Here is a 24,119-nt window from a genome sequence, read left to right on the forward strand (position 1 = left end):
GACCCCGTCTTGCCCGCTCTTCTCCATCCGCGCCTGCTCGTCCTGGCCGCGCTCGCGGCCGCCGGCCTGTCCGCCTGCACCAGCACCGAGACCCGGGCGCCGGACCCGCTCCCCGTCGCCGTGCCGAAGCCCGCCCCGGCCCCGACCTTCCAGGGACCCGTCCTGACGGGGGACGGCACCTGCACGGCGCCGGCACCGGCCGGAGCCGCCGCGATCGAGATCGGCATCGGCGAATGCGACCTCGTCCGGCTGAAGGGCAAGCCGCCCACCGACGTGCTGGTGGGGGAGGGGCGCGCCGGCCGCGAGGTGCAGGTGCTCTACAACGAGCCCGGCGCGAAGGAGCTGTACTTCTTCGTCAACAACCGCCTCGACCGCATCGTCAAGTGAAGGTCCGGCTCAGCGCTCGGTGAGCTTTATCTCGATGCGGCGGTTGCGGGCGTAGGCCTCCTCGGTCGTCCCGGCCTCGATGGGCTGGAACTCGCCGAAGGCCGCCGCGAGGAGGTGCTGGGGCGGGATGCCCTTGGCGACCATGGCCTGCACGACCGCGATGGCGCGGGCCGCCGACAGCGCCCAGTTCGAGGGGAACTGCGCGCTGGCGATCGGCCGGGCGTCGGTATGGCCGTCGATCCGCAGCACCCAGGGGAGGTCGGCCGGGATCTGCTTGGCGAGGTCGAGGATCGCGCCGGCGATGCGGTCAAGTTCCGGCCCGGCCTCCGGCTTCAGGCTGGCGGAGCCCGCCGGGAAGAGCACCTCGGATTGCAGGACGAAGCGGTCGCCGACGATGCGGATGTCGGGGCGGTTGCCGAGGATCTGGCGCAGGCGGCCGAAGAAGTCCGAGCGGTAGCGCGCCAGCTCCTGGACCTTCTGGGCCAGGGCCACATTCAGACGGCTTCCAAGATCGGCGATGCGGGCCTGGCTCTCGCGGTCCCGATTCTCGGAGGCCGCCAGGGCGTCCTCGAGGGCGGCGAGCTGCCGGCGCATCGCCGCGATCTGCTCGTTCAGGAGGTCGATCTGCGAGACGGCCCGGGCGGTGTTGGCGCGCTCGGCCGCCAGCTGCCTGTCGATCTCGCCCTGGCGCCCGGCCGCGCCCTGGGACGCCTCGGCCTGCGCCTTGAGCCGGTCCCGGTCGGCCTGCGCCCCGAGCAGGGTGCTGCGCAGGGACGAGGCCTGCTCCTCCTGCGTCTTCCGGGTCGAGCGCTCCAGGGCCAAGAGGTCCGTGAGGTCGGCGATCTGGCGGTTGAGCCGGGTCAGCACCGAGTCGCGGCCGCTGATCTCCTGGGACAGGAAGAACTGGCCCACCACGAAGATCGTCAGCAGGAAGACGACCGCGAGCAGCAGCGTCGCGAGGGCGTCGACGTAGCCCGGCCAGACGTTGAGGCTCCGGTCGCGGCGACCGCGGGTCGAGGCCATGTCAGCTCCGCTCGCGACCCAGGCGCTCGAGCACCTGCTTCAGCTCGCGCTCGCGGGTCGCCTGGGCCTCGACCCAGTCGCGAATCATCTGCTGCTCGGCACGCATGTGCTGCACGAGCCCCTGGATGCCTTCCGCGAGATTCGTCATGGCCTGGGTGGCGACCCGCCCGTTGGCACCCTCCGCCACCACGGCGGTCAGGCGATCCACCGCCTCCTTCAGTTCGCGGGCGCTGGTGGGATCCTGTGTCGGGGGTGACATGGGTTGCGCCTTCGCCGGGGCCGCGACCTCGACACGACCCTGCGGTATTTCGCCGGAGAGAAGCCAGTCCTCCAGCTCGTTGTGGAAGCGCGCATGGGCCTGCCCGGCCTGCAGGTCGAGGAAGCCGATGATCAGCGAGCTCGCCAGGCCGAACAGGGAAGCCGAGAAGGCGAGACCGATGCCGGAGAGCGGCACCGCGAGGCCGTTCTTCAGCTCGTCGAACATCGCCGCGGCCTCGCCGCCGCCCCGCATCGTCTTGATGACCGAGCCGACCGCGCTCAGCGTGTCGATCAGGCCCCAGAACGTGCCGAGAAGGCCCAGCAGGATCAGGAGACCTGAAACATAACGCAGGATTTCCCGGCCCTCGTCGAGGCGCGCAGCCGCCGTGTCCAGGAAAGCGCGGCTGGTCGGCAAGGTAATTCCGTCGTGCCGGGCCGCGATGGCGGGGGCCAGGGGCGCCATCAGGGGTGGCGGCCGGCTCGGGCTCTCGCCCGCCGCCACGGCATTGACGTAGGTCACCTCCCGATAGAGCCGCACCACCTGCCCGAAGGCCAGCAGCACGGCGATGAGCAGGACCCCGAGGATGAGTCCGTTCAGGCCCGGATTGGCAAGGAACGCCGGCGTGATCTGCCGAAACAGGACGAAGGCGAGAAAGCCGACCAGAATCAGGAATACCAGCATCCGGACGAGGTAGATGCCCGGCTTGGCGATCGTCGCGGGTGCGGGGGGGGTCGCCATCGGCTCGGGCACACTCTCAACGCGGAACTGTCGGCCCGCGCGCAGGGTGCGGGGCGAACGCGCCGGCACATTGCAGGGTGGTTCGGCGCTGATCAAGTCGGGCGTGGCGTCGTCCCGTGTATGGGGGCTGCGGTACGCCGGCTAATCCCACGCCCGCGGCCAGGCCTCCTCCAGATGCGGTCCGAGGCGCACCGCGGCCACGCTCCTGGCGAGGCCCGTCGCGTCGTCGGTCTCCACCGCGATGCCGCAGAGCGTCCCTTCGCCCTGGGCCGCTTCCAGGCGGGCGCCGGGCGTCTTCTGCAGGAACCGGCGCAGGGGCTCGTCCTTCTGCATGCCGAGGATCGAATCGTAGTCGCCGCACATGCCGGCATCCGAGAGATAGGCGGTGCCGCCGGGCAGGATCCTGTGATCCGAGGTCGGCGTGTGGGTGTGGGTGCCGACCACGAGGCTGGCTCGGCCGTCGAGAAAATGACCGAAGGCCTGCTTCTCGCTCGTGGCCTCGGCGTGCACGTCGACGATGACCGCATCCGCCACCGCGCCCAGGGGACAGACCGAGAGTTCCCGCTCTGCCGAAGCGAAGGGATCGTCCAGGGCATCCATGTAGAGCCGGCCCATGACGTTCAGGATGAGCACGCGAGCGCCCTTGTGGGTCTCGATCACCGTGGCTCCGCGGCCCGGCGTACCCGGCGGATAGTTGGCCGGCCTGACCAGGCGGGTCTGCCGCTGGATGAAGACGAGGGCCTCGCGCTGGTCGAACGAATGGTTGCCGAGCGTCACCGCGTCGGCTCCCGCCTGAAGCAGTTCGTCGCAGATCGCTTCCGTCAGCCCGAAGCCCCCCGCGGCGTTCTCGCCGTTGATGACGACGCAGTCGAGGCGCCAACGCTCACGGAGGCCCGGCAGCCGGTGCGAGATGACGGTCCGGCCAGGACGGCCCACCACATCGCCGAGGAAGAGGATGCGCATTGCAGGACGTCAGGTCCGTATCAGCGGGACAGGCCCTGCTTCGGTGATGAGATGATCGAGGGGCTGATCGTGCGGCTCCGCGGGCACGGTATCCACGGCCTGGACCGAGAAGGCGATCCCGATGGTGAGCACGGGGCCGTTCCGCGACAGACGCTCGATCGCCTGGTCGTAGTAACCGCGCCCGTAGCCGATCCGATGGCCACGCCGATCAAAGGCCGCCAGCGGCACGAGGAGCGCAGTGGGATCAAGAGGCGGCAGGTCGTCGTGTGGCTCGCTGAGCCCGAAGCGACCGGCGACGAGGGCCTCGCCCTCGCGCCATTCCCGGAACACCAATCCGTCGGGCGTGACCTTCGGAAGTGCGATGCGCTGCCCACGTGCGAACAGGAGGCGAGCGAGGGGACGCGGATCGACTTCACTGCGGATGGGCCAGAAAGCCCCGACGATCTCGGCCTCCGCCAGCGCCTCGATCGTCATCACCGTCTCGGCGATCCGCATCGAACCAATTCGGCGGTGCTCGTCCCGGAGTGCATCACGGCGCGCTAGGGCCTCGTTGCGCAAGGCCGCCTTGAAGGCGGGAATGGATGTCTCGGAGGGAGAAAGATCTGAGTGCGGAGCCACGTGAGCCGTTGGAGTGTCGATCCCGGGAAACCTACAATGTAGGTGGGCGCCGTGTTGGCCAAGTCCAGGGACAAGGCCAGGGACAGCTCCCTGGGGAGTCGATAAGGCCCCGGGGAATAAGTTCTCCTGACGGACCCGGCAGCCCCGCCGGTCTCATGTAGCGTCGGCACGCAGCTGGCGCCAGGGGGGGCATCGGTCCGACCCGCAGAAATCCCGGACGAGGCTGGCGCTGCGACGCTTCGGAGATGTGTATACCGGCGATCGAGATCGTCAGCCGGCCGAGATGACGTGGGCGAGCCGCTCGATGCGCTCAACGCAGCGCACGAGTCCCTCAGCAATCCGCTCCTCCGCGGTCGCGCGTACCGCTTCGGCCGATTCCACTGTTGTCCTCAGTGCGGCGGCTTCCTGCTCCAGCGCAGCCAGGCGTCCCTGTACGTCTTGCAATTCGTCCGCCTGCATCAGAGCGGCCATCACGTGCAAGCGCATGTCGCCGATTTCGCCGAAGGACTGACGCATCTCGCTGATCCGTCCATCGAGCCCCTCCGCGAGGGCGGTGAGGTGCGCCTCCTCACCATCGGCGCAGGCCATCCGGTAATTCTTGCCGTCGATGGTGACGTTGATCTGAGGCATCGGGCGTGGGATCGCTGGGACGTTGTGGTTCGGTACTTAGCGGAGGGCACGGGCTGGTGTCAGCACGCCCTCGACGGCGTCGATCGCCCGCCCGAGGCGATGATCGATATCGGTCGAGGTCGCCTCGACTTCCGCTAGGCGAGCGCTGGCAGCATCGAGTTCGGCGGCAAGCCTCGCCCGATCCTCGCCCATGATCGCGAGCTCCGTTTCCAGGTTGCTCGGGTCACGCTCGGCCTCGAAACGCTGCGTCACCGCCCCCTCCAGTCGTGAAAGCACGGCTTCGAGGCGCTGCAGCGCCAGATCGATGGTCTGGCTCACGGAGGGGTGCCCTTCTCTTCTACCTGTTTCTATCGAACGAAAGCGTTCACGCCATGCTCGAACATCTGCACGGTATCCACCGTGAAACGGTTATCCACCCCCGGCGTCGCGCCATGTGACCTTTGCCTCGATTTGTCACCATGTTAGAGACCGGCCGCCCGCAGACCGGTTATACGGCAGCACGCGACGCGCTCAGACGAGAGGGCAGGGACCCTGTCCGCTGTTCTGGGCACCGTCCTGCCGCGCGCTACCTCGGTCTTCGGCTGCGATCGCGCGCCCGAGCCTGCGCGGCAGTTCATCTGTCGTTCAATCGGGACTCGCACAGAGCGGGCAACCGATCGAGGCCTGCCGTTCGGGCAAGCCGCGACGATCAACTTGCTGGAGGGTGCGGCGTGGCCGGCGCCCGATTATGGGAAGGACTCACGCCGTGTCGGTGAAGGTTGCCATCAACGGGTTCGGACGCATTGGCCGCAACGTTCTGCGCGCCATCCATGAGGCCGGCCGCCAGGATATCGAGGTGGTGGCGATCAACGATCTCGGCCCCGTCGAGACCAATGCCCACCTGCTGCGCTTCGATTCGATCCACGGCCGCTTCAACGCCAAGGTCGAAGTCGATGGTGACTTCATCGTCGTTGACGGCAAGCGCATCAAGGTCACCGCCGTTCGCAATCCGGCCGAGCTGCCGCACCGCGAACTCGGCGTCGACATCGCCCTCGAGTGTACGGGCATCTTCACCTCGAAGGAAAAGGCCAAGGCCCACCTCGATGCCGGGGCCAAGCGCGTTATCGTCTCGGCACCTGCCGATGGAGCCGACCTGACGGTGGTCTACGGCGTCAACCACGACAAGCTCACGGCCGATCATCTCGTCATCTCGAATGCCTCCTGCACCACCAACTGCCTCGTGCCGGTGGCCAAGGTTCTGAACGATCTCGTCGGGATCGAACGCGGCTTCATGACGACGATCCATTCCTACACGAACGACCAGCCGTCACTGGATCAGATGCACAAGGATCTCTACCGGGCCCGTGCCGCTGCGCTATCGATGATCCCGACCTCGACAGGCGCCGCAAAGGCCGTTGGTCTCGTGCTCCCGGAGCTTAAGGGCAAGCTCGACGGAACTTCGATCCGAGTGCCGACCCCGAACGTCTCGGCTGTCGACCTCGTCTTCACCGCCAAGCGCCAGACCACGGTCGAGGAGATCAACAACGCGATCCGCGCTGCTGCGGACGGTCCGTTGAAGGGTGTGCTGGCCTACACCGATCAGCCCAACGTCTCGATCGACTTCAACCACGATCCGCACTCGTCGACCTTCCATCTCGATCAGACCAAGGTCATGGACGGTACCTTCGTGCGCATCCTGTCCTGGTACGACAACGAGTGGGGTTTCTCGAACCGGATGGCCGACACGGCCGTGGCGATGGGCAAGTTGCTCTGAGCCGCATCGCCGTATTCTGACGGATCGAACGCTCTCGAAGACCACGCGAAGACAGCAGGGTGTGCCTGACATGACAGAGACCTCCCCCTCCGGACGCGGCTTCGTTCCAGGCACCTCAGCACCCCCGCCGCCGGCATCTGCGCCGGCGGCAATTCCCGCCGCTCCCGCTCCCACGACCCCCGTCGTCTTGGGAAAGGCTGAACCTCTGCCGTCGCAGGGCAGCACGTTGGGCAGCGATCAGCTTGCCCGAATCGAGGACAAGTGCTCGCGGATCGAGGATAAGTACGCTCGGTCCGAGGCGCTGCTGTCGCGCGTCGAAGAAAAGGTCGAGGGCGCCGCCGGCCGCATGAACGAGGCAGCCCGCCAGAGTGACCTCTCCGCCCTGCGCAGCGAGGTCCGTGCGATCGCCGACCGCACCCGCGGCCTGCCCGGGTCCGGCGCGCTCGTACTCACCGCCATCATCACCGCCGTTCTCACGGTCGCGCTGACCATTGCGGCCCAGCGCTTCCACCTGGATGCGATGCTTCCCCCGCGCTGATCGCTCCGTCCCGCCCGTTTAAAGCAAGGCTCCGATGACCGCGTTTCGCACCCTTGACGATGCCGGCCCGCTCCAGGGCAAGCGCGTGCTCCTGCGCGTGGACCTGAACGTGCCGATGGAGGGTATGCGTGTCACCGACGCCACCCGTATCGAGCGGATCGTGCCGACGATCAACGAGATCGCCGACAAGGGCGGCCGCGTCGTACTCCTGGCCCATTTCGGGCGCCCGAAGGGTAAGCCCGTGGCGTCGGAGTCGTTGAAGCCGGTGATCGAGACGCTGAGCCAGAGGCTCGGCCGTTCCGTGGCCTTCGCCGAGGATTGCGTGGGACCGGCTGCGGTGGATGCCGTTGCGCGGCTGAAGGATGGTGACGTCCTCCTCCTCGAGAACACCCGCTTCCACGCCGGCGAGGAAAAGAACGACCGGGCCTTCACTGAGCGACTCGCAGCCAACGGCGACATCTACGTCAACGAGGCCTTCTCGGCAGCGCACCGGGCGCACGCCTCCACCGAGGGCTTGGCTCATCTTCTGCCAGCTTATGCTGGACGCCTGATGCAGGCGGAACTCGACGCTCTGACAAAGGGGCTCGAAGCCCCGACGCGTCCGGTCATCGCCCTCGTCGGCGGCGCCAAGGTCTCCTCCAAGATCGATCTTCTCCAGAACCTTGTGGCGAAGGTCGACATGCTGGTCATCGGAGGCGGCATGGCCAACACCTTTCTGCACGCGCAGGGTAGAGCAGTCGGCAAGTCGCTCTGCGAGAAGGATCTCGCCGACACCGCCCTGCGCATCATCGAGGCGGCCAAGGCAGCCAAGTGCCGGATCATCCTGCCCGTTGACGCCGTGTCGGCCTCCGAGTTCAAGGCCAACGCCGCACACGAGACCGTCCCGGTCGATGCCGTTCCAGAGACCGGCATGATCCTTGATGCCGGACCTGCGTCGGTGGCCGAGATCAACGTGGCCATCGATGAGGCCGCCACCTTGGTCTGGAACGGCCCGCTGGGCGCTTTCGAGCTGACACCGTTCGATGCCGCGACCGTGGCGACCGCCCAGCACGCGGCCGAGCGGACCAAGGCCGGCAAGCTCGTCTCGGTGGCGGGCGGCGGCGACACCGTCGCGGCGCTCAACCACGCGGGCGTGGGTGAGGCCTTCTCCTACGTGTCCACCGCGGGCGGCGCCTTCCTCGAGTGGCTCGAGGGCAAAGAGCTACCCGGTGTCGAGGCCCTGAGGGCCAAGAGCTGATCGCGTCCGCGACGCGGTGCGTTACGGGCCGGCGGCCTTCGTTCTTCGACATCGCGCGTTGCCACAGGAATGCGGTCCCGCGAGAGTTGCAACGGACCGGCAAAGGTCCGAATAGACGAACGAATTCGGAAGGATCGCGTTTTCTGGCGCGACGTTTGGCGGATCGCCTCGGCGGCGGTCGTATGTGAGGAGAAACCCATGGCCCGCATCACCCTGAGGCAGCTCCTGGACCATGCCGCCGAGCATGAATACGGCGTGCCGGCGTTCAACCTGAACAACATGGAGCAGGGCCTCGCCATCATGGCGGCGGCGGATGCGACTGACTCTCCGGTGATCCTGCAGGCGAGCAAGGGCGCGCGCGCCTATGCCAACGACATCGTTCTGGCAAAGCTCATCGACGGCCTCGTGGAGATCTATCCCCACATTCCCGTCTGCATGCATCTCGACCACGGCAGCGACGAGGCCACCTGCGCCACGGCGATCCAGTACGGCTTTACCTCGGTGATGATGGATGGGTCTCTGAAGGCCGACGGGAAGACCCCGGCCGACTACAACTACAACGTCGAGATCACCCGTAACGTCACCAGGATGGCCCACTGGGCCGGCGTCTCGGTGGAGGGGGAACTCGGCGTGCTCGGCTCTCTGGAGAGCGGCCAGGGTGAGGCCGAGGACGGCCATGGTGCCGAGGGCGTGCTCAGCCATGACCAACTCCTCACCGATCCCGACGAGGCTGTGAAGTTCGTCGAGGCCACCAAAGTCGACGCGCTCGCTGTTGCCATGGGCACCTCGCACGGGGCGTACAAGTTCACCCGCAAGCCCGACGGCGACGTGCTGGCGATGAACGTGATCGAGGAGATCCACCGCCGCCTGCCCACGACCCACCTCGTGATGCACGGTTCTTCGTCGGTGCCGCAGGACCTGCAGGACATCATCAACCAATACGGCGGCGAGATGAAGCCGACCTGGGGCGTGCCCGTCGAGGAAATCCGGCGCGGGATCAAGCACGGTGTGCGCAAGATCAACATCGATACCGACAACCGGATGGCGATGACGGGCCAGATCCGGAAGATCCTGGCTGAGAACAAGGCCGAATTCGATCCGCGCAAGTACCTGAAGCCCGCCATGGAGGCGATGACGAAGCTTTGTAAGCAGCGGTTCGAGGAGTTCGGGACTGCCGGTCAAGGCTCCAAGATCCGCCCGGTTTCCGTGGCTACCATGGCCAAGCGCTACGCCAACGGCTCTCTCGATCCTAAGATCGACGCAGCCGGCTGAGGCGCCGGAAGGACCCCGTATGTCGGAACCTCGGACCCGCCTCGCCCTGCTCAGCCCCCACCGGGTCGAGGCCGGTGACGCCGACGCACTCGGCGCCGCAATCACGGCCGCCTGTGCGGCTGGTGACGTCGCGGCCGTCATCCTGAGACTGGCCCCGGCCGACGAGCGCAGCTTGGTCAATCTGGTCAAGCGTCTGGCACCGGTGGCGCAGGAGGCCGGCGCTGCCGTCGTCGTCGCCTGCAACCATTTCGATGGCGACCTCGTCAGCGTATCCGCTCGTGGTGGCGCCGATGGCGTTCACCTCGACAAGGCGCGGGAGGGCGACCTGCGTGCCCTGCGCGAGCGCTTGTCCGATGGACGGATTCTGGGTGCCGGCAGCCAGGAGCAAAAGCACGCTGCGATGGAGGCCGGTGAGGCTGGCGTCGACTATGTCATGTTCGGCGGCCTCTACGCCGATGGGATGGCTCCCGACCCAGAGACGGTTCTGAATCGCGCCGGCTGGTGGACCGAGATCTTCGAGACACCCTGCATCGCCGTCGCCCATGCCGTCGACCAGATCGGTTCACTCCTGACCACCGGCGCGGAGTTTCTCGGCCTGGAGAGCGCCCTTTGGATCGGCCAGAACGCCGACGTCGCCGGTATCCAGGCACAGATTCGTGCCGCCGGGGAGACGGCCGCGTGAGGGTGGCATCAGGCCTGATGGCTTTGATGCTCGGCCTGTCCGACGTTCAAGCTGCGTCGTCCCTGTCGCCGGAAGCCGCCAAGCCGGCGACGCGTGAAGTCTTCTCCGCGCCGCTGAAGGAATTGCCGACACCCTACTCGCCGAACGCCATGCGGGCGGTTCCCTTCACGGCGAAGCCCAGCGACAAACCGGCCGACGCGGCTTTTGGTGCCTATCAGCGCGGACAGTACACCACCGCGTTTCGCGAGGCGACGAAACGGATCGCAACCGATCCGAAAGACGCGGCGGCGATGACGCTGCTGGGTGAACTCTACAACCAGGGCCTCGGCATCAAGCAGGACCCGGTCAAGGCGGCGGAATGGTACCGCCTCGCGGCGGCCCAGGGCGATGTGCATGCGATGGCGTCGCTCGGCCTGATGTCCATCGACGGACGGGGTGGCGCCAAGGACATGAAGGCTGGCCGGCAATGGCTCGAGAAGGCTGCCGATAACGGCGACACGACGGCGGCCTACAATCTCGCTTTGATCCTCCTCGGAACCGGCACCGAGCCGGACCAGGCTCGCGCGGCCAGTCTTTTTCGCAAAGCGGCCGACGGCGAGATCGGCGCGGCTCAACATGATCTTGGCGTCCTCTATCTGCAGGGGCGCGGAGTGCAGAAGGATCCGACCCAAGCGGCTGAATGGTTCCGGCGCGCGGCGGACAACGGAGATCTGGCCGGCGAGGTCGAGTTCGCCATTCTTCTGTTCAATGGCACTGGGTTGCCGAAAGACGAAACTCGTGCGGCGCGCTACTTCCAGCATGCCGCCGCCCGCGGCAATGCTATCGCCCAGAATCGAATCGCGCGGCTGTTCGTGGTTGGGCGCGGTGTTCAGAAGAATCTCGTCGAGGCAGCGGCCTGGAATCTTGCGGCATCCGCACAAGGTTTGTCCGACGCTTGGCTCGACGAGAACCTGAAGAGCCTGGAGCCCGCCGAGCGCAAGCGCGCCGAGGCCCTGGCCGCGGATCGCGCGAAGGTCAATTAGCGGCGACCCGGGGGGCAGACCCGCACTGGAAAGGGGCGCACCTGGATGCAAACGTGCTATGGCCGCGCCGAAAGTTACGTGAACCGACGTTCTTTGAATCGGCCTGGACCTGAAGATCGATGATCAGCTCACCTCTCATGACCGTCATGGTCGACGCCGTACGCAAGGCGGCCCGCGGTCTCAAGCGCGACTATGGCGAGATCGAGAACCTGCAGGTCTCTCGCAAAGGACCTGGAAACTTCGTCTCAGCCGCGGACCGCAAGGCTGAAGAAGTTCTGAAGGATGCGCTGATGAAGGCGCGTCCGGGCTACGGGCTCATCTTGGAAGAATCCGGCAACGTCGAGGGCGCGGACAAGAGCCACACTTGGCACGTCGACCCCCTCGACGGGACTACCAACTTCCTTCACGGCATCCCGCATTTCGCGATCTCCGTCGGATTGGAGCGTGAAGGCCAGATCGTTGCCGGCGTGATCTACGATCCGGCCAAGGATGAGCTGTTCGTGGCCGAGCGGGGGAAGGGCGCCTATCTCAACAACCGTCGCCTGCGGGTCTCCGGGCGTACCGACATGGCCGATGCCCTGGTCGCCTACGGCTCCCCCTATCTCGGTCGCGGCGATCATCCGAAGCTCCTTCGGGAAGTCGCCGCCGTGATGGCCGTGACCGGAGGTGCCCGCCGCTTCGGTTCGGCTGCCCTCGATCTCGCCTATGTCGCCTGCGGCCGCTCGGATCTGTACTGGGAGCGCGATCTGCAGACCTGGGACATTGCTGCGGGGATTATTCTTGTGCGTGAGGCCGGCGGCTTCGTCACCAGCGCCGATGGCGGCGCCGAACCACTGGCGGCACGGTCCGTCGCCTGCGGCAACGAGATCCTGCACGGCGAGCTCGTGAAGCTCCTGCGCCGCGCCAACGCCTGAGGGGCGCCCCGCTCGTCTTCATCTCTACTCTCTTCGACAAGGTCTCCCCCATGGAAACCCGCCGCCACATCGCGTTGAAGGATTCGATCCGGTCCATCCCGGACTACCCGAAGCCCGGCATCGTGTTTCGCGACATCACCACCCTCCTCAGTGATCCCCGCGCGTTCCGCCGGGCAGTCGACGCGCTGGTACATCCGTATGCGGGGGGACGCATCGATCAGGTGGCGGGCATCGAGGCGCGCGGCTTCATCCTCGGCGGCGCAGTGGCACACCAGCTTTCGTCCGGCTTCGTTCCGATTCGGAAGAAGGGCAAGCTTCCACACACGACGGTGTCGATCGCCTACGCCCTTGAGTACGGCACCGACGAAATGGAAATCCATGTCGATGCCATCAAGCCGGGCGACCGGGTGCTTCTGGTGGATGACCTGATCGCGACGGGCGGCACGGCTTGCGCAGCGGTGAACCTGCTGCGCCGGATCGGTGCCGAAGTAGTGGCCGCCTGCTTCGTGATCGACCTGCCCGAGATCGGTGGCGCGCAGAAGCTGCGCGACCTCGATGTCCCGGTCCGGACCTTGATGGAATTCGACGGCCACTGAAACGCCTCTCGACCCTCACCCCTCTACGCAGGCGATGATAGAGGGCCGATGGCTTCTAAGCCTCATTCGCTCGTCCGATCTTCGGCCGCTGGTTAAAATCCTCCGTTCGGAGGAAAAGCATCAGGCGGGGGCTACGCCGCTAGGCTTGTAAACAGGCCGCGGCCATCGGTCCCGCCGACGAGGTCCTCCACGAAGTTCTCGGGGTGGGGCATCAGGCCGAGAACATTGAGGTTCTCGGAGTAGATGCCTGCAATCGAATTCAGCGAGCCATTGCGATTCGCGTCCACCGTGAGGTTTCCGGCCGCGTCCGAGTAGCGGAACGCCACCCGGCCATCGCCTTCGAGGCGTGCGATGGTGTCTTGGTCCGCGAAATAGTTGCCTTCCCCATGGGCCACGCAGACGTCGATGATCTGATTTTTCGTATAGGCCGAGGTGAAACGGGTGTCGGCACGCTCCACCCGGAGCAACTGGCGATGGCAGATGAAGCGCCGGTCCACGTTCCGCATCAGGACGCCGGGCAGCAGGCCGGACTCGCACAGGATCTGGAAACCGTTGCAGATGCCGAGCACCAAGCCACCCCGCGCGGCGTGCGCACGAACGGCATCCATCGCCGCTGCCCGGCCAGCAATGGCGCCGCAACGAAGGTAATCGCCGTATGAAAATCCGCCTGGCAGAACCGCCAGATCGGTCCCAGCCGGCAGCGCGGTATCCGCATGCCAGACCTTGACGACCTCGGCACCCGATTGGGTCAGGGCACGGGCCACGTCCGCATCGCGGTTGGAGCCCGGGAAAATGATGATCGCGGCGCGCATCAGGCGATCTCGATGGCGTAGTTCTCGACAACGGTGTTGGCAAGTAGCTTCTCGCAGGCACTTTTCAGCGTTGCCTCTGCGGCTGCACGGTCCTCCACAGCGATCTCGACGTCGAAGACCTTTCCCTGGCGCACGCCGTCGATGCCGGACAGGCCGAACGACGTCAGGGCCGCTTCGATCGCCTTGCCCTGCGGGTCCAGCACGCCGGTCTTCAGGGTGACGATGATGCGTGCTTTCATGGGTTCGAACTCGTCTGGTGTCGGGTTACCCTGCCGATAATCGGGAAATGCCGGTCAGGCAACGCGAAACGGCCCCGGAGGGGCCGCGTGTCGACGTCGAACCTCTGGTTTCCTGGTCAGCGCGTGGTGGGGTCGGGGCCCCGCAACGGCTCGATGCTCGTCGCGCGCCGCCAGAGCTGCAGCATCACCCAGGCAGCGAAGAGGCTGAAGAGTGCCATCAGCACATGCCCCACCGTATCGCCGAGGTCGAACAATCCGGCCAAGGCCCAGCCGGCTGCGATGGCAACGGCGAACACCTCTGTACCGACCAGAACCATCATGCTCAGAATCGTAATGAGATTGCGCGTAATCACAGAAATGTCGCCCCCACTGCCGGCATCGCGCGCGAGACCCGGCGCAACATCGTGGGGGCGACGTAGCGCGAACCGGACCGGTCGCGCAACGTCGCCCTCATATCAGCCACTAGCTTCAGCGCGGCGCGCGCTTGGCCAGGATGCGCTGAAGCGTACGGCGGTGCATATTCAGACGACGCGCGGTTTCGGACACATTCCGTCCGCAGAGCTCGTAGACACGCTGGATATGTTCCCAGCGCACCCGGTCTGCCGACATCGGGTTCTCGGGCGGATCGGCCCGTTCGCCCGGCTGCGCCATGAGCGTCCCGTGAATCTCGTCTGCGTCCGCCGGCTTGGCCAAGTAGTCGAACGCACCGAGTTTCACAGCCGTGACCGCCGTCGCGATGTTGCCGTAGCCGGTGAGAATCACACCCCGTGCGTCCGGCCGCCGCTCTTTCAGACGAGCGATCACGTCAAGTCCATTACCGTCGCCAAGCCGCATGTCGATGACAGCGAAGGCCGGCGGCCGGACATCGACCATCGATACGCCCTCGGCGACGCTCTCGGCGACCTGCACCTCGTAGCCACGCATCTCCATGGCACGCGCCAGCCGGGTCGAGAACGGCTTGTCGTCATCAACGATCAGCAACGAACGATCTTGGAAAGCGGCCAGGGGATCATTGTCGGCAAGCTGAGCGATATCGGCACTCGGCGCCGTTGTTCCAGTCTGCGTCAGCATCCGACGCTCCTCCGTAGTTCAAGAAACATCTTCGACAGGGTTCTGCTCTGATGCTCATATAGGTGTCGCACCCGTTTCCGTCAGGGGTTGCCCACTACTGAATTGCGCATGATCGACTGTCAGGGCGCCTCGCTCGAAGATATGTCGCGCCCAGCTGACCCGGACTACGGCGCCTGTCGCCTCGTGCTGGGAAACGTTCGACAACGTGAGCTGAGCGCCAGAGCGTTCGATCAGTGTCTTGGCGATGAACAGTCCCAGGCCGAGACCAGCGCCGGTGCTGTCTGGGCTGCGGGAGCGATCCGGACTTCGGGTCGTCACGTAGGGTTCACCGGCCCGGAGCAAGACTTCGCTTGAGAAACCCGGACCGTCGTCCCGGATCTCCAGCCAAACCCGCTCGAGGGTCCAGCGCGCCTCGATGATGACCCGCTCGGTGGCGAAGTCGACGGCGTTGTCGACGATGTTGGCTAGGCCGAACATCACGCCCGGATTGCGTCGGCAGGACGGTTCTGGGCCGTCTCCCTGGTTCGAGACGTCGAGGAAGATGCCCATGGCCCGCTGAGGCTCAACGAGCTCCTCCACGAGATGGCTGAGGCAGACCGTTTGCAGGAAGCCGGCCTCGTCGCTATCGAGCGACGTCAACTTCGATAGAATCCCGCGGCAACGATCGACCTGATCGCGCAAGAGGGCCAAGTCCTCCCGTACGGAAGGGCTGGCGGTCATGGCCAATTGGCGGGTCAGCTCCTTGGTCACCACCATGATGGTGCCGAGTGGCGTCCCAAGTTCGTGCGCGGCGGCGGCAGCGAGCCCGTCGAGCTGCGACAGGTGCTGTTCTCGAGCCAGCACCAATTCCGTGGCGGCCAATGCCTGCGCCAGCTGACGCGTCTCCTCCGCGACTTTCCAGGCGTACACACCGGTGAAGGCGGTCCCGAGCAGGATCGCGGTCCAGATGCCCGAGATGTACAGGAAGGGCAGTTCCAGCCGTCCGTCGGCAAACCACGGCAGTGGCCGGTGTACGAGGGCGAGCAGGGTCGCGAGGCCGATCGCCAGGAGGCCCAATGCTAGGGTCCGCTCGGGCGGAAGAGCGGTGGCCGAGATCAGCACGGGCGCGAGGAACAGAAGCGAGAAGGGGTTCTGCAAACCGCCGGTGAGAAACAGCAGCGCGGCGAGCTGAATGATGTCGAAGGCGAGGAGGAGGGCCGCGGAATCGTCGCTCAGGCGGTAGCTCGCGGGAAAACGAATCCGCAGCGCCAGATTCAGCCAAGACGAGGTGGCGATGACGAGGAAGCACCAGCCGAACGGCAGTGGCAGGCCCAGGCCGAATTGCGCCCCGACCACCGCCGCACTTTGTCCGGTGATCGCGAGCCATCGCAGGCGCACGAAGGTGTCGAGACGCAGGTGCCGTGCGTCGCGGACGAAGCCGTTGGTGCTCATGTCGATCATGTCGAGGGAACGATAGGGCTCGGCTGTCTCGCGTCTATCCCTCTGGGTTCGGGCATCCGCTCTTGTCGACATCGCTTTTGCACTAAATCGAACGGATCGAATCCGTTGAGATCGCCGCGGTACGCCGTGCAGACGGCGCAACGCGCGGGCAACGCGGCGAAGCGACGCCTGCGAAATGGGGGAGTGGTCCGTGAACTTGTCCTATCTTTGGTACGAGGCCACCCGACTGATGACGACGCCGGCGCGGCTCGTCGCCGACGTTGCTCGGCACAGTCTGCAGAACCCAGCCAACCCGCTGGCCTACTCGCCCTATGCCCGCTCGATGGCGGCCGCCTGCGAGATGTTCGAGCGGGTGACACGGCGCTACGGCAAGCCCTCCTTCGGCTTCGAGAGCCTCACAGTTGACGGAACGAGTGTCCCGGTCAGCGAACGGGTGGTCTGGGAGCGGCCCTTCTGCCGGGTGATCACCTTCGATCGAAGCTTCGTACGCGGTCCTGCTGCGCCACAGCCGAAGCTCCTGATCGTCGCGCCGATGTCGGGCCACTACGCTACGCTCCTGCGCGGCACCGTTGAGGCCATGTTGCCCGACCACCAGGTTTTCATCACCGACTGGGTCGACGCACGCATGGTGCCGATCGGAGCCGGACGGTTCGACCTGGATTCCTACATCGACTACCTCATCGACATGTTCCGAGACCTCGGACCGGAGCTCCACGTCATGGCCGTGTGCCAGCCGGCGGTGCCGGTCCTGGCGGCTGTCGCCGTGATGGAGGCGCAAGGCTACACACCGGTGCCGCGCTCGATGACGCTGATGGGTGGTCCGATCGACACAAGGCGTTCACCGACCGCCGTGAATTGCGTGGCGCAGGAGCGTGGGACGGCTTGGTTTGAGCGCAACTGCATCACCACCGTGCCAGCCGGCTATCCGGGGGTCTGGCGCAGCGTCTATCCCGGTTTCTTCCAGCTCTCGGGCTTCATGGCGATGAACCTGGACCGCCACGTCAACGCGCACGCCGAGATGTTCGACCATCTCGTGACGGGTGATGGCGATTCGGCGGAGAAGCATCGCGAGTTCTACGACGAGTATCTCGCGGTGATGGATCTGACGGCCGAGTTCTACCTGCAGACGGTGAAGACGGTCTTCGTCGATCACGCCCTGCCGAAGGGATCGATGATCCATCGCGGCGCCCGCGTCGACCTCGGCGCAGTCCGAGAGTGTGCCATTCTCGCCATCGAGGGCGAGAACGACGACATCTCCGGAGTTGGCCAGACTCAGGCTGCCCTGGATCTCACGCCGAACCTCCCGGCGGAGCGAAAAGCCTATCATCTGCAACAAGGTGTCGGCCATTACGGCGTGTTCAACGGGTCGCGCTATCGCACCATCATCGCCCCCCGGATCGCTGCCTTCATCCGCCAGATGGGTGCTTCCGAACGAGGAGGAGAGTCGATCACCCACCAGCCGGAACTCGACCTGTCCGGAGCGCCGGCCTGAGGATGGGGGCACTCGGGCCGATGGCGAAGGTGCCCGACAGCGGTTAAGCTGGCCGGATGCGATTGGCATTGCTGCGCGGGGCGGACCCGGATCACCTCGACATCCTGCACGAGGGTGAGACCCTTCGCGTCCTGCTGCGTCGCCGGCCGACTGCACGCCGTCTCACCCTGCGGGTTTCGAGTGCCACCGGCGAAGTCGTCATGACGCTTCCGACGCGCACCTCGATTGGCGTCGCCCGGACCTTCGCCATGAGCCACGGCGGATGGATCGCGGCTCGGCTCGCGCGCATGCCCGAACGCGTGCTGTTCGCGGCGGACGCCGTTCTACCGATCCGAGGAGTGCCTCACAGAGTCCTACATCGCGATCGTCGCAGCGGACTTACCCGCCTCGAGACGCTCGCCGAGGAGCCCGTTCTCTCGGTTGCGTGCGACGCGCCGCACATCGCGCGGAGAATCACGGACTTCCTGCAGCGGGAAGCCCGGCGCGACCTGACCGAGGCGGTTGCGCATTACACCGAGAAGCTGGGGCAGGGGCCGACACGCATCACCTTGCGGGACACGCGAAGCCGCTGGGGCTCCTGCACGGTGCGCGGCGAGCTGAATTTCTCCTGGCGGCTCATCCTAGCGCCACCGATGGTGCTCGATTATCTCGTGGCGCACGAGATGGGGCACCTCCGCGAGATGAACCACTCGGCACGTTTCTGGACCCTCGTCGGGTCGCTCTGCCCGCATATGGACGAAGCGGAACGCTGGCTGAAGCGCAACGGCGCCACCCTTCATCGCTACGGCTGAGACCGTCTCAGCCTCGAACGCGCAGGGCCCGGTTGCGAACCACCTGCTCGGCCGGCCAAGTCGGACGGGGATCCATATCCCCCGGATTCAGGGTGCGCGGCGCGACACTGTCGCAGACTTCCCGCTGGCGCAGGATCACCGGCTGGCCGAACTCGTCCCGCCGGCGGATGATGCCACCATCGCGGCAGAAGCCCGCGATCTCGGCCGAGCTTCCGCCGCGGCGTCCACCGGGCGTGCGTGCCACCGGGCGGTGCTCGATCACGAGGGGGCCATCGCGGTTCAGGGAGCGCTCGACATAGGTCGTCTCGCCCACGGGGAGCGGTTCGGCGACGGCCGGACCGGCGAGGGCGAGGGTGGCAAGGAAGAGGGGGGCGCGCAGTCGCATGGATCGGTCCGTTGTCGGCAAGCGTGGCTGTCAGCACTAGAGGCTGTACGCGCGGCGCGATAGTCGGTTCCCGCGAGCCGGCCTTCGCTTGACATTCGATGGCCCAGCATGGTCGGAACACCCGTGTTTTCCGTTAACGGTTCGCGGGGCGGCGGGCCATGTGAAAGGGTCGACGCGTGGGGTTTCGAGGAATGGTGCAGCTTGCACGCGGCCTGGTCGCCCGGGGCGTCGCGGTAGGCCTGCTCGGTGCAGGAATCCTGCTCGCCGGCTTCGGGCCCGAGGGCGCTGCCGCCCAGGGGATGGTTCGCAACACGTTCGGCGATTGGCAGTTGCGGTGCGAGACACCGGCTGGCGCCAAGGCCGAACAATGTGCCCTGGTGCAATACCTCGCCGCGGAGGATCGGCCGAATCTCACGCTGGTCGTCATCGTCCTGAAGACGGCCGACAACCGCGGCTACCTCCTGCGCGTGGTCGCGCCGCTCGGTGTCCTGCTGCCGTCCGGCCTCGGCCTGAAGATCGACAAGACCGACGTGGGCCGCGCCGGGTTCGTCCGGTGCCTGACAACGGGCTGTGTCGCCGAGGTCGTGATGGACGACGGCTTGATCAAGCAGTTCAGCGGTGGGGCGCAGGCCACCTTCATCGTGTTCCAGACCCCGGAGGAGGGCGTCGGCATTCCCCTGTCTATGAAGGGATTCGCCCAAGGCTTCGACAGCCTCAAGTGACGACCCAGGTGGCACGCGGATGAGACGGACGGTGCGAAGAGAGCGAGATCTCGGCATGTATCTCAGCACGATGAAGGGCCGGCAGCGGTTTTGGCTCCTCCTGGCGGCGACCCTCGCGGCGAGCGGCGTCAGGATCGACGCGACCTCCGCGGAGGAGGGCAACTTCTTCACGAACATGCTGAAATACGGCGGGACCTCGGTGCCGCCGTCGCAGCCGGACGACAGCGATCCGCCCTATTGCCCCACGGTGGCGGTGCCGGAGGGCGGCGCGGCGATCCAGAGCTATGGAGGACGGGCCGGAGACAGCGGCAGCCTCCGGCATCAGGTCACGATCGGGCGTCTGGCCCGGGAATGCGCCAAGCTTCAGGACGGCTCCGTGTCGGTGAAGGTCGGCGTCGAGGGTCAGGTCCTGCTGGGACCGGTCGGGAAGCCGGGTCGCTTCGATGCGCCGGTCTCGATCAGCATCAAGGCCGGCGACAAGGTCGTGCTGTCGCGCGTCCACCGGGTATCGGTCACGGTGCCGGCGGGGGCTGCGCAGGGCCTGTTCTCCTTCGTCGAGGACAATCTGGTCGTTCCGGCGGCGATGGCTCGCGACTACGATATCGAGGTGCGTCTCGGAGCGGCGCCTCAGAAGGCGGCGCCCCGGAAATCGAGGAAGCCCGCGGTGGCTGCCTCGTCGGAGGATCGGGTGGCGGCGCCCGCGACGGGCGCGGCCGAGTGAGCGGCGAGCCTGCGCAGGTGATGTCCTGACCGCATCCGGACGCTCCGTCGCCTTCTCGCTCGATACGACGGATGATCCTCTCTTCGAAAGCCGGCTTCGCCTCGGCGAGAACGGGCGTGGTCGCTGGATCGTCTTGATCTATCGAGGAAATCCGGTTGCGCGACCGCTGCGGCCGCTGCTGCGCCTGACCCGGGACGACGGCCGGCGGGAGGTGTTCGTCCTGCCGGGAGCGGGCCAGGGGGCGGCGATCTGGCTCGGATACGTGCCGCCGGACGGCGCCGCGATCGACCTCGCCATCGACGAACGCAGCGGCTTCGTGCTCGAACGGGTCGGTCTGCGCTCGGAGGCGAGTGTCTTCGCCGAATGTCTGCGCAGGCGACCGCTGCGGGCGATTTCCGCATTCTATCAGCGACTTAGACGAAACGAGCGGCGCACGCGCGACATCCTTCGGGGCAGCTGCGGCGTGACACCGATCGCGGATTTCGCGGAATGGGCGCGCGGGCGGACCCGCGCCGACGCGGGCCCGGTGCCGGACGGACCTACGGTCCGGCTGGTGATGCCGGCCGGGCCGGCGGACGCGGAGCGGGTCACGGCGACGATCGCGAGCCTCAGGGCCCAGCGCGACGCAGCCTGGCGCCTCGTCGTGGCATGGTCGGAGGCAGGTGTGGCCGTCCCGACGGATGATGCGCGCATCGCGCAGCGCCTCTGGCCGGCCTCAGACTGTCTCGGAAATTTCGTCAACGATGACAGCGTGTTGGGGGTGCTTGCCCCGGGCGACGAACTCGACCCGGACGCCCTGGCGATCCTGGTCCGCGCCCTGGCGGAGCCCGACCGACCACAGATGGTCTACGCGGACGCCCGGGTCGACGGCCCTGACCCGACGCCGGCGCTCAAGCCGGACTGGAGTCCGGACCTGGCGCTGGTCACGGCCTATGCCGGCACGCCGACCCTCTATGCCGGGGGCCTGCTCGCGCGCCTGAAGGCCATCCCGCTCGGGGCGCCGGACGGGTTCGCGACCCGCCTCGGACTGGCCGCGGTATACCATGTGGGTCGCGACGAGGTCGCGCATGTTCCGCGCGTTCTCGCGCGCGTTGCACCCCCGCCGCCGGATTCGGCCGAGCGTCACGCGGCGATTCTCCGGGCACACCTCGCCGAGATCCGCTGTCCGGCACGGGTCGAGGCGAACCCCACCGGGTTCGACCTGCTCTGGGCCCTGCCGGAGCCGCCGCCGCTGGCCAGCGTCATCATCCCGTCGCGGGATCGCCTGGAGCTGATCCGGGTCGCGGCCGACGGGGTGCTCAACGGGACCGACTACCCGGCGATCGAGCTGGTCATCGTCGACAACGGGTCGACCGATCCGGCGGTGCTCGCCCATTACGAGACCCTGCGGCGGGATCCGCGGGTCCGGATTCTGTCCTATCCGGGGCCGTTCAATTTCTCCGCGATGATCAATGCCGGGGTGGCCGGATCGCGGGGCGGGGTATTGGTCCTCCTCAACAACGACGTCGCGGTGCTGCGCGAGGATTGGCTCACCGCCCTGGTGCGGCAGGCCTGCCGACCGGAGATCGGCGCGGTGGGGGCGAAGCTCCTCTACGCCGACGGCACCCTGCAGCATGCCGGCGTGGTGGTGGGGCTCGGAGGCCGGGCCGGGCACATCCTGCGCCGGCGGCCGGCCGACACCTCCGGGATGCTCGGCCGGATGCGGGTCGGCCACGAGGTCTCGGCCGTCACCGCGGCGTGCCTCGCCGTCGAGCGGGCCAAGTTCGACGCGGTCGGCGGCCTCGATGCGGACGCCTTCGCGGTGGACTTCAACGACGTCGATGTCTGCCTGCGCCTCGCGGCGGCGGGCTACCGGACGATCTGGACGCCGCGCGCCGTGATGGCCCACCTCGAATCGACCAGCCGCGGACCCGCCGTCGGCGCGGCGCGGCTGCGCTTCGAACAGGAGGCCGACCGGTTCGTGGAGCGCTGGCGCGACATCATCCGGCACGATCCCTACTACCATCCAGCCCTGTCGCTGACGACGTTCGGGGAAGACCTTGAATAGGAGGCCCGACCCGGCGCTCGCCTTCGCGGGCGCGGCCCGGAGCCCGGTCTGGCGGCGCTGGGGACGCGCCGCCGCGCTCCTTCTCCGGCATCGGGGGGAGGGGATCGCGATCCTGTGGGCGCGGCTGGCGGGCAAGCGCGTCCGCGCCGGCCAGGCCGCGGCCGCCCTGTTCGGTCTCGACCATGCGGGCCTCCTGTGCGGCCCGGCGGCGCAAGCTCGCCTGCTGGGAACGTCCGAGGGCGCGTCGGGGCCGCACGGCGCCGTCGCGGTGCGGTCCTTCGCGGATCTGGGGAGCGACCGGCCCTCCGGCGCCGACCTCTTCGTCCTCACGGCGCCGGGGCACAATCTTCTGCCGGGCGCCGCCGCGCACCTCGCCGCGGCCTTCGCGCGGAGCCCGGCGCATCAGCTCGCTTACGGGGACGCGCTGCTGGGGCCGGAGGTCGGGCCGGCGATGCCGCTGCTGCGCCCGGCCTTCGACCCCGATTACGCGGAGGCGGTGGCCTATGGCGGTCCCGTGCTGGCGGTCCGGGCCTCGGCCCTCGCGGCCGTCACCGAGGGGGCGGAGCCGGCCACCGATGCCTTCGACCTCACCCTGCGGGTGGCGGAGCGGTTCGGGCGCGGCGCGATCGGGCACCTGCCGCGCCTCCTCTCACGCAGCGACGCGGTCGCGGACGGTCCGGAGGACCCGGAGGCCCGGGCCACCATCCTGCGCCGGGCCCTCGACCGCCGGGGCGACCATACCGTCGCGATCCACGTGGAGGCGGACGGCGTGCTCACCCTGGCGCACCCGCTGCCGGAGACGCCGCCCCGCGTCAGCCTCATCGTGCCGACCCGCGACCGGGTCGATCTCCTGCGGACCTGCCTCACCAGCTTGATCGAGTGCACCGACTGGCCGGAGCGCGAGATCCTGATCTGCGACAACGACAGTCGCGCCCCCGAGACTCTGGCGTATTTCCGGGCGCTGGAGGCGGCCGGCATCGCCCGCATCGTGCCCTGTCCCGGCCCCTTCGACTTCGCCGGCATGAACAACCGGGCCGCCGCCGCGGCGCGGGGTCAAGTCCTGGCCTTCGTCAACAACGACGTCACGGCGCTCCATCCGGACTGGCTGGAGCGGCTGGTGCGACAGGCCCTGCGGCCGGATGTGGGCGCGGTCGGTGCCAAGCTCCTCGACGGCCGGGGCCGCATCCAGCACGGCGGCGTGCTCCTCGGGCCGGGTGGCCTCGTCACCCACGCGCACCGGTTCTTCCCCGGGGATGCGCCGGGCTACCTCGGCGGCCTGCGGGCGACCCGCGAGGTCGCGGCGGTCACGGCCGCCTGCCTCGTGGTGGAGGCGCACAAGTTCGCGGCGGTCGGGGGCTTCGACGCGGCGGCCTTCGCGGTCGATTTCAACGACGTCGACCTCTGCCTGCGCCTGAACGCCGCCGGCTACCGCACCCTGTTCGTCCCGGGCGCCGTGCTGCGCCACGACGAGGCGTCGAGCCGGCGCTGGACGCCGGAGGCTTGGGCACGCCACGCGCGCGAAGTCGCGGCCTTCCGGGACCGATGGGGATTGCTACTGGCGCAGGACCCGCATTACCACCCGGGCTTCGACCCCGATCTCGGCACCTATGCCCGCCTGCGCCCGTGCTGGCCGGAGGCGGGCGCGGTGGATCTGCGGTAAAGCGTGTGGGCTGCGGGATTCGAGGACCTACGCGCAGCACCCCGTCATCTTGGGGCTGCGCGGCGGAGCCCAGGATCCGGGCACGCAAGGGGTGCCGGATCTGACGC

27 protein-coding genes and 1 other RNA gene are annotated in these 24,119 nt (G+C 67.5%); 15 read left to right on the forward strand and 13 right to left on the reverse strand.

Going from position 1 to position 24,119, the window contains the following annotated elements:
• The first annotated feature begins 9 nt into the window (after nucleotides 1-9).
• On the forward strand, nucleotides 10-387 hold the full coding sequence (locus tag AC1MGR_RS06330) for a hypothetical protein (RefSeq protein WP_480234015.1): 378 nt from the start codon (nucleotides 10-12) through the stop codon (nucleotides 385-387).
• A 9-nt stretch (nucleotides 388-396) separates the two neighbouring features.
• Here AC1MGR_RS06330 and AC1MGR_RS06335 read toward each other — a convergent pair whose 3' ends face one another.
• The 7 genes from AC1MGR_RS06335 to AC1MGR_RS06365 form a co-directional block, all read right to left on the reverse strand.
• The gene (locus AC1MGR_RS06335; RefSeq protein WP_480234016.1) at nucleotides 397-1,410 is read right to left on the reverse strand and encodes a peptidoglycan -binding protein; all 1,014 of its coding nucleotides are present in this window, start codon (nucleotides 1,408-1,410) and stop codon (nucleotides 397-399) included.
• A 1-nt stretch (nucleotide 1,411) separates the two neighbouring features.
• On the reverse strand, nucleotides 1,412-2,407 hold the full coding sequence (locus AC1MGR_RS06340) for a MotA/TolQ/ExbB proton channel family protein (protein WP_108039261.1): 996 nt from the start codon (nucleotides 2,405-2,407) through the stop codon (nucleotides 1,412-1,414).
• Nucleotides 2,408-2,548: 141 nt separating this feature from the next.
• Entirely contained in the window at nucleotides 2,549-3,370 is an 822-nt protein-coding gene (locus AC1MGR_RS06345; protein WP_480234017.1) for a TIGR00282 family metallophosphoesterase, read from the reverse strand.
• Between the two features lie 9 nt (nucleotides 3,371-3,379).
• Nucleotides 3,380-3,988: a 5-formyltetrahydrofolate cyclo-ligase gene (locus AC1MGR_RS06350; protein ID WP_480234018.1), complete on the reverse strand. Its 609-nt coding sequence runs from the start codon at nucleotides 3,986-3,988 to the stop codon at nucleotides 3,380-3,382.
• Nucleotides 3,978-4,136: non-coding RNA, 6S RNA (ssrS, locus tag AC1MGR_RS06355), on the reverse strand. Before ssrS ends, AC1MGR_RS06350 begins: the two co-directional genes overlap by 11 nt.
• A gap of 122 nt (nucleotides 4,137-4,258) precedes the next feature.
• Nucleotides 4,259-4,618 carry a cell division protein ZapA gene (locus AC1MGR_RS06360; protein WP_108039257.1) on the reverse strand — a complete coding sequence of 120 codons (360 nt, stop codon included), beginning with the start codon at nucleotides 4,616-4,618 and terminating at the stop codon, nucleotides 4,259-4,261.
• 36 nt (nucleotides 4,619-4,654) lie between these two features.
• Nucleotides 4,655-4,936 carry a DUF4164 domain-containing protein gene (locus AC1MGR_RS06365; protein ID WP_108039255.1) on the reverse strand — a complete coding sequence of 94 codons (282 nt, stop codon included), beginning with the start codon at nucleotides 4,934-4,936 and terminating at the stop codon, nucleotides 4,655-4,657.
• Nucleotides 4,937-5,363: 427 nt separating this feature from the next.
• On the opposite strand from AC1MGR_RS06365, the gene gap reads away from it, so the two are divergent.
• The 8 genes from gap (at nucleotide 5,364) to AC1MGR_RS06405 (ending at nucleotide 12,632) form a co-directional block, all read left to right on the forward strand.
• Entirely contained in the window at nucleotides 5,364-6,371 is a 1,008-nt protein-coding gene (gene gap, locus AC1MGR_RS06370) for a type I glyceraldehyde-3-phosphate dehydrogenase (protein ID WP_108039253.1), read from the forward strand.
• A gap of 70 nt (nucleotides 6,372-6,441) precedes the next feature.
• Nucleotides 6,442-6,909 carry a hypothetical protein gene (locus AC1MGR_RS06375; RefSeq protein ID WP_480234019.1) on the forward strand — a complete coding sequence of 156 codons (468 nt, stop codon included), beginning with the start codon at nucleotides 6,442-6,444 and terminating at the stop codon, nucleotides 6,907-6,909.
• A gap of 34 nt (nucleotides 6,910-6,943) precedes the next feature.
• The gene (locus AC1MGR_RS06380) at nucleotides 6,944-8,146 is read left to right on the forward strand and encodes a phosphoglycerate kinase (RefSeq protein WP_480234020.1); all 1,203 of its coding nucleotides are present in this window, start codon (nucleotides 6,944-6,946) and stop codon (nucleotides 8,144-8,146) included.
• A gap of 198 nt (nucleotides 8,147-8,344) precedes the next feature.
• Nucleotides 8,345-9,418 (forward strand): class II fructose-bisphosphate aldolase, encoded by a 1,074-nt coding sequence (fba, locus tag AC1MGR_RS06385; RefSeq protein ID WP_480234021.1) that lies wholly within the window; start codon nucleotides 8,345-8,347, stop codon nucleotides 9,416-9,418.
• A gap of 19 nt (nucleotides 9,419-9,437) precedes the next feature.
• On the forward strand, nucleotides 9,438-10,100 hold the full coding sequence (locus tag AC1MGR_RS06390; RefSeq protein WP_480234022.1) for a thiamine phosphate synthase: 663 nt from the start codon (nucleotides 9,438-9,440) through the stop codon (nucleotides 10,098-10,100).
• A 26-nt stretch (nucleotides 10,101-10,126) separates the two neighbouring features.
• Nucleotides 10,127-11,122, forward strand: a complete 996-nt coding sequence (locus AC1MGR_RS06395) for a tetratricopeptide repeat protein (RefSeq protein ID WP_480234023.1) — start codon at nucleotides 10,127-10,129, stop codon at nucleotides 11,120-11,122.
• A 119-nt stretch (nucleotides 11,123-11,241) separates the two neighbouring features.
• On the forward strand, nucleotides 11,242-12,036 hold the full coding sequence (locus AC1MGR_RS06400; RefSeq protein ID WP_055955245.1) for an inositol monophosphatase family protein: 795 nt from the start codon (nucleotides 11,242-11,244) through the stop codon (nucleotides 12,034-12,036).
• A 50-nt stretch (nucleotides 12,037-12,086) separates the two neighbouring features.
• Nucleotides 12,087-12,632 (forward strand): adenine phosphoribosyltransferase, encoded by a 546-nt coding sequence (locus tag AC1MGR_RS06405; protein WP_056216903.1) that lies wholly within the window; start codon nucleotides 12,087-12,089, stop codon nucleotides 12,630-12,632.
• Between the two features lie 131 nt (nucleotides 12,633-12,763).
• Here AC1MGR_RS06405 and purQ read toward each other — a convergent pair whose 3' ends face one another.
• The 5 genes from purQ to AC1MGR_RS06430 all read right to left on the reverse strand — a co-directional run bounded on the left by purQ (nucleotide 12,764) and on the right by AC1MGR_RS06430 (nucleotide 16,194).
• The gene (gene purQ, locus AC1MGR_RS06410) at nucleotides 12,764-13,444 is read right to left on the reverse strand and encodes a phosphoribosylformylglycinamidine synthase subunit PurQ (RefSeq protein WP_480234024.1); all 681 of its coding nucleotides are present in this window, start codon (nucleotides 13,442-13,444) and stop codon (nucleotides 12,764-12,766) included.
• A complete protein-coding gene (gene purS, locus AC1MGR_RS06415; RefSeq protein WP_480234025.1) occupies nucleotides 13,444-13,683 on the reverse strand; it encodes a phosphoribosylformylglycinamidine synthase subunit PurS in 240 nt (79 codons plus the stop codon). The genes purQ and purS overlap by 1 nt, the downstream gene beginning before the upstream one ends.
• Before the next feature lie 116 nt (nucleotides 13,684-13,799).
• On the reverse strand, nucleotides 13,800-14,003 hold the full coding sequence (locus AC1MGR_RS06420) for a hypothetical protein (RefSeq protein ID WP_480234026.1): 204 nt from the start codon (nucleotides 14,001-14,003) through the stop codon (nucleotides 13,800-13,802).
• Nucleotides 14,004-14,151: 148 nt separating this feature from the next.
• Nucleotides 14,152-14,754 (reverse strand): ActR/PrrA/RegA family redox response regulator transcription factor, encoded by a 603-nt coding sequence (locus AC1MGR_RS06425; RefSeq protein WP_480234027.1) that lies wholly within the window; start codon nucleotides 14,752-14,754, stop codon nucleotides 14,152-14,154.
• A gap of 54 nt (nucleotides 14,755-14,808) precedes the next feature.
• Nucleotides 14,809-16,194: an ActS/PrrB/RegB family redox-sensitive histidine kinase gene (locus AC1MGR_RS06430; protein ID WP_480234028.1), complete on the reverse strand. Its 1,386-nt coding sequence runs from the start codon at nucleotides 16,192-16,194 to the stop codon at nucleotides 14,809-14,811.
• A 190-nt stretch (nucleotides 16,195-16,384) separates the two neighbouring features.
• On the opposite strand from AC1MGR_RS06430, the gene AC1MGR_RS06435 reads away from it, so the two are divergent.
• Together AC1MGR_RS06435 and AC1MGR_RS06440 are read left to right on the forward strand one after the other, a co-directional pair.
• On the forward strand, nucleotides 16,385-17,686 hold the full coding sequence (locus AC1MGR_RS06435; protein WP_480234029.1) for a polyhydroxyalkanoate depolymerase: 1,302 nt from the start codon (nucleotides 16,385-16,387) through the stop codon (nucleotides 17,684-17,686).
• Nucleotides 17,687-17,742: 56 nt separating this feature from the next.
• Complete coding sequence (locus AC1MGR_RS06440) at nucleotides 17,743-18,477, forward strand: M48 family metallopeptidase (RefSeq protein WP_480234030.1); 735 nt, start codon at nucleotides 17,743-17,745, stop codon at nucleotides 18,475-18,477.
• Nucleotides 18,478-18,484: 7 nt separating this feature from the next.
• On the opposite strand, the gene AC1MGR_RS06445 is transcribed toward AC1MGR_RS06440, so the two are convergent.
• Nucleotides 18,485-18,862: a hypothetical protein gene (locus tag AC1MGR_RS06445; RefSeq protein WP_480234031.1), complete on the reverse strand. Its 378-nt coding sequence runs from the start codon at nucleotides 18,860-18,862 to the stop codon at nucleotides 18,485-18,487.
• A gap of 191 nt (nucleotides 18,863-19,053) precedes the next feature.
• On the opposite strand from AC1MGR_RS06445, the gene AC1MGR_RS06450 reads away from it, so the two are divergent.
• From AC1MGR_RS06450 to AC1MGR_RS06465, 4 genes are all read left to right on the forward strand, one after another.
• A complete protein-coding gene (locus AC1MGR_RS06450; RefSeq protein ID WP_108039224.1) occupies nucleotides 19,054-19,584 on the forward strand; it encodes an invasion associated locus B family protein in 531 nt (176 codons plus the stop codon).
• 55 nt (nucleotides 19,585-19,639) lie between these two features.
• On the forward strand, nucleotides 19,640-20,305 hold the full coding sequence (locus AC1MGR_RS06455) for a hypothetical protein (RefSeq protein ID WP_480234032.1): 666 nt from the start codon (nucleotides 19,640-19,642) through the stop codon (nucleotides 20,303-20,305).
• 133 nt (nucleotides 20,306-20,438) lie between these two features.
• Entirely contained in the window at nucleotides 20,439-22,352 is a 1,914-nt protein-coding gene (locus AC1MGR_RS06460; protein ID WP_480234033.1) for a glycosyltransferase, read from the forward strand.
• Complete coding sequence (locus AC1MGR_RS06465) at nucleotides 22,345-24,012, forward strand: glycosyltransferase family 2 protein (protein ID WP_480234034.1); 1,668 nt, start codon at nucleotides 22,345-22,347, stop codon at nucleotides 24,010-24,012. The genes AC1MGR_RS06460 and AC1MGR_RS06465 overlap by 8 nt, the downstream gene beginning before the upstream one ends.
• Nucleotides 24,013-24,119: the final 107 nt, after the last annotated feature.

It is taken from the genome of Methylobacterium sp. BI1, assembly GCF_056680125.1.

Bases quoted from the DNA above. Each gene is read 5' to 3' on its own strand.
- AC1MGR_RS06335 (WP_480234016.1), bottom strand. From the start codon at position 1,410: ATGGCCTCGACCCGCGGTCGCCGCGACCGGAGCCTCAACGTCTGGCCG.
- AC1MGR_RS06340 (WP_108039261.1), bottom strand. From the start codon at position 2,407: ATGGCGACCCCCCCCGCACCCGCGACGATCGCCAAGCCGGGCATCTAC.
- AC1MGR_RS06345 (WP_480234017.1), bottom strand. From the start codon at position 3,370: ATGCGCATCCTCTTCCTCGGCGATGTGGTGGGCCGTCCTGGCCGGACC.
- AC1MGR_RS06360 (WP_108039257.1), bottom strand. From the start codon at position 4,618: ATGCCTCAGATCAACGTCACCATCGACGGCAAGAATTACCGGATGGCC.
- AC1MGR_RS06375 (WP_480234019.1), top strand. From the start codon at position 6,442: ATGACAGAGACCTCCCCCTCCGGACGCGGCTTCGTTCCAGGCACCTCA.
- AC1MGR_RS06380 (WP_480234020.1), top strand. From the start codon at position 6,944: ATGACCGCGTTTCGCACCCTTGACGATGCCGGCCCGCTCCAGGGCAAG.
- fba (WP_480234021.1), top strand. From the start codon at position 8,345: ATGGCCCGCATCACCCTGAGGCAGCTCCTGGACCATGCCGCCGAGCAT.
- AC1MGR_RS06390 (WP_480234022.1), top strand. From the start codon at position 9,438: ATGTCGGAACCTCGGACCCGCCTCGCCCTGCTCAGCCCCCACCGGGTC.
- AC1MGR_RS06395 (WP_480234023.1), top strand. From the start codon at position 10,127: ATGCTCGGCCTGTCCGACGTTCAAGCTGCGTCGTCCCTGTCGCCGGAA.
- AC1MGR_RS06400 (WP_055955245.1), top strand. From the start codon at position 11,242: ATGATCAGCTCACCTCTCATGACCGTCATGGTCGACGCCGTACGCAAG.
- AC1MGR_RS06405 (WP_056216903.1), top strand. From the start codon at position 12,087: ATGGAAACCCGCCGCCACATCGCGTTGAAGGATTCGATCCGGTCCATC.
- purQ (WP_480234024.1), bottom strand. From the start codon at position 13,444: ATGCGCGCCGCGATCATCATTTTCCCGGGCTCCAACCGCGATGCGGAC.
- purS (WP_480234025.1), bottom strand. From the start codon at position 13,683: ATGAAAGCACGCATCATCGTCACCCTGAAGACCGGCGTGCTGGACCCG.
- AC1MGR_RS06420 (WP_480234026.1), bottom strand. From the start codon at position 14,003: ATGATGGTTCTGGTCGGTACAGAGGTGTTCGCCGTTGCCATCGCAGCC.
- AC1MGR_RS06425 (WP_480234027.1), bottom strand. From the start codon at position 14,754: ATGCTGACGCAGACTGGAACAACGGCGCCGAGTGCCGATATCGCTCAG.
- AC1MGR_RS06430 (WP_480234028.1), bottom strand. From the start codon at position 16,194: ATGATCGACATGAGCACCAACGGCTTCGTCCGCGACGCACGGCACCTG.
- AC1MGR_RS06440 (WP_480234030.1), top strand. From the start codon at position 17,743: ATGCGATTGGCATTGCTGCGCGGGGCGGACCCGGATCACCTCGACATC.
- AC1MGR_RS06445 (WP_480234031.1), bottom strand. From the start codon at position 18,862: ATGCGACTGCGCGCCCCCCTCTTCCTTGCCACCCTCGCCCTCGCCGGT.
- AC1MGR_RS06450 (WP_108039224.1), top strand. From the start codon at position 19,054: ATGGTGCAGCTTGCACGCGGCCTGGTCGCCCGGGGCGTCGCGGTAGGC.
- AC1MGR_RS06455 (WP_480234032.1), top strand. From the start codon at position 19,640: ATGTATCTCAGCACGATGAAGGGCCGGCAGCGGTTTTGGCTCCTCCTG.